General features: G+C 57.5%; 6 protein-coding genes. 2 read left to right on the top strand and 4 right to left on the bottom strand.

Features of this window, described 5'->3' with window-relative positions:
* Nucleotides 1-219: 219 nt before the first annotated feature.
* The 3 genes from YUO_RS42585 to YUO_RS0133710 are packed head-to-tail and all read right to left on the bottom strand — an operon-like array spanning nt 220 to nt 3,226.
* Nucleotides 220-1,032 (bottom strand): carbohydrate ABC transporter permease, encoded by an 813-nt coding sequence (locus tag YUO_RS42585; protein ID WP_051379780.1) that lies wholly within the window; start codon nt 1,030-1,032, stop codon nt 220-222.
* Nucleotides 1,029-1,883, bottom strand: a complete 855-nt coding sequence (locus tag YUO_RS0133715; protein WP_235782920.1) for a carbohydrate ABC transporter permease — start codon at nt 1,881-1,883, stop codon at nt 1,029-1,031. Before YUO_RS0133715 ends, YUO_RS42585 begins: the two co-directional genes overlap by 4 nt.
* Before the next feature lie 47 nt (nt 1,884-1,930).
* Nucleotides 1,931-3,226, bottom strand: a complete 1,296-nt coding sequence (locus YUO_RS0133710) for an extracellular solute-binding protein (RefSeq protein ID WP_235782919.1) — start codon at nt 3,224-3,226, stop codon at nt 1,931-1,933.
* Nucleotides 3,227-3,701: 475 nt separating this feature from the next.
* Here YUO_RS0133710 and YUO_RS0133705 point away from each other — a divergent pair, with 475 nt between their 5' ends.
* Nucleotides 3,702-3,920, top strand: a complete 219-nt coding sequence (locus YUO_RS0133705) for a hypothetical protein (RefSeq protein ID WP_156908883.1) — start codon at nt 3,702-3,704, stop codon at nt 3,918-3,920.
* A 326-nt stretch (nt 3,921-4,246) separates the two neighbouring features.
* Here YUO_RS0133705 and YUO_RS0133700 read toward each other — a convergent pair whose 3' ends face one another.
* Nucleotides 4,247-5,659, bottom strand: coding sequence for a CaiB/BaiF CoA transferase family protein (locus tag YUO_RS0133700; RefSeq protein ID WP_347335959.1), 1,413 nt, complete (start codon nt 5,657-5,659; stop codon nt 4,247-4,249).
* A 96-nt stretch (nt 5,660-5,755) separates the two neighbouring features.
* Here YUO_RS0133700 and YUO_RS0133695 point away from each other — a divergent pair, with 96 nt between their 5' ends.
* Nucleotides 5,756-6,832, top strand: coding sequence for a LacI family DNA-binding transcriptional regulator (locus YUO_RS0133695; protein ID WP_051379779.1), 1,077 nt, complete (start codon nt 5,756-5,758; stop codon nt 6,830-6,832).
* The last annotated feature ends 4 nt before the right edge of the window (nt 6,833-6,836 follow it).

Here is a 6,836-nt window from a genome sequence, read left to right as displayed (position 1 = left end):
ATCCATGCTGGCCTCCTTCCAGCCAGCATGTTGAATCAGAACCAAGCTGATTTGGGAATCCTCAATCGATTCAAACTAGACCCATCCCGCTCTAGCACCACGAATTCACCGGCTGCGATATTGAGGTTGACCTCGTGCACAACCTTAATCGTGCCGTACTTCTTTACGACGTCCTGTAGAGTGACCTCTGCCATAAACCTTCCTCTTGAGTCGCGCCGGTTACATGCGCAGCCCGCGAATGACGTATTTCTGACCAAAGATGGTCACCAGCAGCGCCGGCATCATCGCAAGCACGGCTGTTGCGCTCATCAAATTCCATTCCGTTCCGGTCTCGGTGACGAATTGCGCCATAGTCGACGTGATCAGGGGCGTACGCTTGCCTGACAGGATCAGGGCGAACAGAAACTCATTCCACGTCGAGAGCCAGCAAAGGATCGCAAGCGCAGCTATCCCCGGCATTGCGGCGGGAAGCGCGACTCGGTAGAACGCCCCCCATCGGGTGCAGCCGTCGATCAGCGCCGCATATTCCATCGACGGGTTGATGCCATCGAAAAAACCCTTCATCAGCCATGAGAAGAAGCAGACGTGCACCGCGATGTGCGGCAGTAACAGACCGATATAGGTGTCGTAGATCCCAAGGCGGGTATTGACCAGATAGAGCGGCAGCACCCAAGAGATGTAGGGAACGGTACGGAAGATGTAGATGGTGGTGAACCAGCTGCGCTGGATCCAGCCGCCGAAGCGCGAAAGCATGTAACCGCTGCCGACCGTAATGCCCAGCGACAGGATGGTTGCCAACGTCGAAAGCACGAAGCTGTTCCACATCGCTTCCACTACCTGGGACTGATGCAGCACCTCGACGAAGTTGTTGAACGTGAAATTTGTGCCGCGCCAGATGTAGAATACGCCAGACGCGGGACGGATCGACGTCAGGCCGAGTATCGCAATCGGCCCGACGAACACAACGAATATCGCGGCGATGCTGATCGCGAAGATAGCATGCCGCAGCGTATGAAGGGCGAGCGCAATCATCGCGACACCTCCATGCTCCGGTTGACGAGCCTATAGAGGCCAACCCCAACAAACAGCATGATGAGCGCGCCGATCCCGGCAGCGGCCGCGGCGCGACCGATGTCCAAATCCACGAAAGCCAGGACATAGGCGTAGACGCTGAACACTTCCGTTGATCGGGCAGGCCCGCCGCCAGTCAGGATCCAGACCTGGTCGAAGGTGCGGAACGCGTCAATTGCGCGGATCAGGACACAGACGATGATCACTGGACGCAACATTGGGAGCGTAACGCGCCTGAAGATGCACCACGGCGTTGCGGCATCGATCCGCGCAGCCTCGAAGGGTTCGGGCGGCAGTCCCTGCATGGCGGCCAGCATGATGATGGTGAACCACGGTGTCCAGATCCATATGTCTGTCATGATGACCAGCGCAAAGCTCGGCCAGCGATCGGAGAGCCAGGCGACATCGGGAAGGCCCAGGTATGAGAGGAAAATAGTAATTACACCAAACTGATCGTTGAAAGACCACCTCATCATGGTCGCGGTGATAACAGGCGCAATCGTCAGCGGCAGTAGGATGATGGTCCGCATAATTGCCCGACCAAAGAACGGACGGTTGAGCAATGATGCCAGTGCTAAGCCGAGTGCAAGGGATACGCCGACCGAGAGGATCATCAGGACAAACGTATTGGGTAGAACCATCTTCAAGAATACAGGGTCGGTGAAGACGGCGATGTACTGCTTCGGTCCGACCCAGGTCCTTTGCGGGTTAACAAGCGACCATTCGCGGAAGCTTGCATTCATTCCGATCATGATCGGAATGATCTCAAAACAAACGAGAACGATCCCAGCCGGCGCGATGAGAAAAAGCATGAAGCGCTCTCTCTCATCGAATCCAAATTTCGTGGAACGAGCGGTCATCAATCGTTGACCGTAGCGCCGGCATGGATGGCATCGGAGCCGGCCTTAAGGGTAGCAGCAATGTCCTCACGCTTGCCCTTCATCGCGCGGATCAGCGTGTCCGAATAGACCTTGTGCACAGTCGCCCAGTTGCGGAAATAGTAGGCAGCATGAACATGATCAGGCTTGAACAGGATTGTGTGGAGCCTGCGCCAGGTCGCGTCCTTCTTTTCGAGTGTGCGCCAGACGTCGGTGTTCGGCGGCGGGCCTCCGGTCTGATTCCACTGCTCGATCTGACCGTCGGGATCGCCGAGCATGGCGCCAAGCAGCTTTTTGGCCGCCGTCTTGCGATCATTCGGAAGAGTCTTGGGGATTGACCAGCCCCACACGTCTATCCAGGTGTGGACGCCATTGCTCATGGGGCCAACTGGAAATGGCGCAATGCCGACCTTTCCTGCGACCGATGATCTCTCGGAGTTATTGAAGGAGCCGAGGAAAGTAGTATCGGCCACAGTAAAAGCGGCGTCACCGGCCTGGAAGATCGCATTTGCCTCATCGCGCGAATAGGTCGTCATGCCGGGCGGGCTTATCTTCTTGCTATTGAGAGCATCCCACCAAAACTCCGCAGTCTGCACCTGGCAAGGAGAGTAGATCATTGGCTTCCAACCGTTTGCCGCAAGCTTCTTGTTGTCTCGCTCATAGGCGGGTGCATAGATGTCGCAACTGTTGTTCCAGAGCGTCCACCAGAAGCTGAAGAAAGTGTTGGTGTAACTCATGCCGCCGACATAACCCCACTTCACCTTCTTTTCGGACTGCAGGGTCTGACTGATCTTGACGAGATCGTCCCATGTCTTAGGCAATTCCGCCTCGGAAATGAGATCGGTGCGATAAAACAGAATGCCGGCCGTGGTCGTCATCGATACCGCCGTCGTCTTTCCGTCGGCAGTGTGGAACGGCTCAAGCTGCCCCACCTCGACCTTGCGCGCATTGGGAACATCCTCAAGCGGTTCAAGATATTGGGCGAGATCCTGTCCCCAGTCGTCATTGTTCCAGATGATGTCGCATTGGTCATTGGCCCCGGAGGTCAACATCTGGGTGATCTTCGGCAAATAAACGGCATAGGAAGTTACCGTCTTATTCAGCTTGACACCTTGCTTGACTGCCCATTTCTCCAGGATCGCGACGTTTGCGACTTGCACCGGATGATTGATGTAACAGATGCTCAGCGCTGTTTCCGCTTGCGCCGCTGTCGAAGCGCAAAAGGCACTAAAGGCGCCGACAAGAAGCGCGCGCGCGAGCTTATTTTCCATTCGCATGGTTTTCCTCCTCCAGGCAAAGCGTGCTTCTGCAGAAGCTTGTTCTTGTTCACTTGAGAGATGTCACAGAGCCAACGGCGCCCTGTTGTAAAGAACTAACGTCGGTTGAACGAAAGTATTGGCGAACAGAGCGCAACGAGTTAGGACGGCTTTCCGAATTTCTTGTACTTTCTTGCGCTACATCGGCGTCTGGATAGCGCGATCCGTTCGCTGCGACGCACAATCGCCTCTCGCGGTGACAAGTGAACGCATTTCTGCGAGCCCCTGCGCGCGGTTGCCGAAGGTACAAGTGTTCGCAGAGCTGTACTAAAGTTGGCGCGGCTTCGCTCTATCTTTGGAAGAATAGTGCAGACATCCCTGACCGAAGTCTGCAGATGACAAGGCCACCAGGAAACCCGCAGCTCGAACATCGAATCCAACATCATTGCTAAACGAGCTAAACCACATCGGCGATGCCGCCAATGTCGCAAACGCCGTGACTGATATGATGTATATGCATTCGCCGGCATCGTTGGCGATTTCTATGACGTCCATCTCAGGAAAAGGCGAAGACCACGCGCCCTCAGAAGCTATCGTGCAGGAAAGCACTGTCGGTCGCCTTTCTGCCCACCGTGAAACGATCCATCGCAGCAAAGGCACGCGTTTGCTCATCATCAATCGTCTTGACAAGCTGACGCGTTCACACCGGCGCTGATGCGCTTAGCTGGACGATGCCTCGAACGGCATTGAGGGTAACCTCCGGAAAAGCCGGGCCGCGCCATCTGGGAGACCACCATGACGTCCCACCTTGAGCAAGGCCTGCAGACGATTGCAGTGGCAGCCATACCTGTTTCCCTACCGGGGATCGCCGGATCTTGGAAATCCAGATCGCCACCACGCGGGCGCCGGCCATGCGACAGCCACAGTCGGCCCCCGCGATCAACTGCTGCTCCAGCGCGTTTTTTTCTGATGATGGGTGCGCGCAACGGCGGCATAGAGCAGACCGAAAAGCCTGCGCGCGCTCGCAGGCCGCCGCTGTCGCTAAAGCCCTTGTGAGGCTGCCACTGAGCCAACGGCGCCTTTGTCGTAGAGATCCTTCAATTGCCGGGCGCCGTAGCCGAGCTCTTTAAGGATTTCTTCCGTCTGCGCCCCGAGCTTCTGCGGCGGCAAACGTACTTCCGGCACCTTGCCGTCATAAACCACGGGATGGCTGACGAGGGTAATCGGCGTCCCCGTCGCCCCTTTCACGACCTGGAAGCTCTTGTTGTGAATTACTTGCGGGTCGACGACGACGTCGGAATAGTCGTTGATGCGGGCGTGCCAGATTCCGCCGGCCTCAAGCAGCGCAAGGCATTCCGATGTCGTGCGCTTGGCGATGTTGGCCGCAATTGCTGCCGATGCGTGATCGCGCCGCCGATAAGCTTCGGTGTCGGGAACGCGCTGATCGGGGGGAATAGAAAGCACATCTGCCAGCGCTTCCAGCGATCCGAGCGAGATCGCGATGTGCCCGTCACCGGTAGCATAGATCCCGTAAGGTGCGCCATAATACCATCCTGCGATTGGACCCGGCTGGCGCACGTCGTTGGGTCTTTGCCCATTGAGATAGCAGGTGAAGGACTCCATTTGGAGGTCGAGCGCTGCAGAGAGCAGGCTGACATCGACCCGACACCCCTGTCCCGTGCGCGCTTTTCTCACCAATGCGGCCAGGATTCCAGCCGCAAAGAGAACAGCGCCGTGATGATCAACTGCCGAAACACCCACGGCGCGAGGGCCGTGCTCGCGGCTTCCCGTGATGGTAGCAAGGCCCGCCAAAGCTTGAACCAAGAGGTCCTGGCCGGGTCGGTTGACGTACGGCCCGTCCCGGCCATATCCGGATGCTGCGGCATAGATGATGTCGGACTTGATGTTCCTGGCGTCCTCATATCCAAGCCCAAGCTTGTCGAGCACGCCAGGTCGGAAGTTCTCAGTGACGACGTCCGAAGTTGCGATCAGTTTTTTCGCAACGACAACCGCATCCGGCTTTTTGAGATCGAGCGTCAGACTCCGCTTGTTGCGATTGCCGGTCAGAAGCAGCATGGATTGACCGTCCAGCTGCTTGTCCGCCCCACCCCATTTCCGCTGGAAGGCGCCGTCCGGCGGCTCCACAGCGATCACGTCCGCGCCAAGGTCCGCGAGAAATTGCACACCCATAGGGCCCATCAGGAAGTGGTTGAAGCTGAGGACCCGAACGCCCTTGAGAAGATCGACCATAACTGTTCTTGCTTGACTCTCTTTAATTATATCGGGCCAATGCCGGGGACATTCTGCCCTCTCCGATTTTATGAAATCGTTTTCAGATTTAGCACCCCGATCGGCGGCGTCAAGCCGGTTAAGCGCCGCACATTTCGAGCATGGCCGCCGGCGCGCTCTGCTTGATGTGGCTTGGACGCGCACATACTGTTCAATGAGAACCACGGATCTCCTGCACACTCGCTTGAGATAGCAATCCTTCAGGTGGTTCACCTCGAACGGATGTTAACAGCCCGTTATGGGCCAATCCGAGCAAATCAGATGGACAAGAGATCGATCGCCGATACCAGAGGCCGGTCGCAGCCCAGGGTGAAGATCGAGGACGTCGCGAGAGAGGCGAACGTATCTCCGGCGACCGTGTCGCGGGTTCTAAATCATCCAGAAATTGTCAGGCCGGAACTGCGCGACAAAGTGATGCGCCACATCGCCAATCTCTCCTATACGCCGGACAGCGCGGCCCGGGCACTGAAATCGGGACGCATGCGGACGATCGGCGCGATTGTTCCGACGCTAGCCCTTGGCATCTTTGCCGAAGGCGTGGAGGCCCTGCAGAACCGCCTAAGCGAAAGCGGCTATACATTATTCATTGCCAATTCGCAGTATAATCAACGCCGCGAGTTGCAGGAGATGCAGAACCTCATCGAGCGTGGCATCGACGGCATTGTGCTGGTGGGCGGCTCGCATGGTCGAGAATTGAGAGCTCTGGTAGAGCAAACTGGTGTCCCCGTCATAACAACTTACGTTTCTAAGGCAGGCGGCGGCATCCCCGCCATTGGCATCGACAACGAACGTGCCACGCGCGAAATAACTGAATTTCTTCTCAGCCTCGGACACGTTCGCTTCGGTGCAATTGCCAACATTTCGCCGTCGAATGACCGCTCGCGCGCGCGACTCGATGGCATTCAGCGCGCTCTCGCCGAAGCCGGTATCCGGCTCCAGCCAACTCAAGTCATCAGGGCCGACTACTCGCTCGCGCAAGGACGAAGCGCGCTTCGCCAACTGCTGACCGACCATCCGGACACGACCGCCGTGATCTGCACGACCGACACGCTGGCCATCGGAGCGATGTCCGAAGCCCGCAAGATGGGTTTGAGCGTGCCGCAGGCGCTTTCAATTACCGGCTTTGACGACGTGGAACTGTCGTCACAGGTGGATCCGCCGCTTACGACAATCAGTATTCCCGCTGCTGAAATCGGCCGCGGCGCAGCCGACTATCTCATCAATGCGATCGCGGGAAGGCCCGTCCCCAAGAGCGTCCTGTTGCCCTACCGGCTGGTAATGCGCTCGTCCACGGACTCACCACGAACAGCCAAACGCCTGCCGAGGCGGCCACGATGACGGC

Source organism: Bradyrhizobium murdochi (assembly GCF_000472965.1).
Classification (GTDB): Bacteria; Pseudomonadota; Alphaproteobacteria; order Rhizobiales; family Xanthobacteraceae; genus Bradyrhizobium; species Bradyrhizobium murdochi.
This window is presented reverse-complemented; position numbering and strand designations above follow the sequence as displayed.

Bases quoted from the DNA above. Each gene is read 5' to 3' on its own strand.
- YUO_RS42585 (WP_051379780.1), bottom strand. From the start codon at position 1,032: ATGATTGCGCTCGCCCTTCATACGCTGCGGCATGCTATCTTCGCGATC.
- YUO_RS0133715 (WP_235782920.1), bottom strand. From the start codon at position 1,883: ATGCTTTTTCTCATCGCGCCGGCTGGGATCGTTCTCGTTTGTTTTGAG.
- YUO_RS0133710 (WP_235782919.1), bottom strand. From the start codon at position 3,226: ATGCGAATGGAAAATAAGCTCGCGCGCGCGCTTCTTGTCGGCGCCTTT.
- YUO_RS0133695 (WP_051379779.1), top strand. From the start codon at position 5,756: ATGGACAAGAGATCGATCGCCGATACCAGAGGCCGGTCGCAGCCCAGG.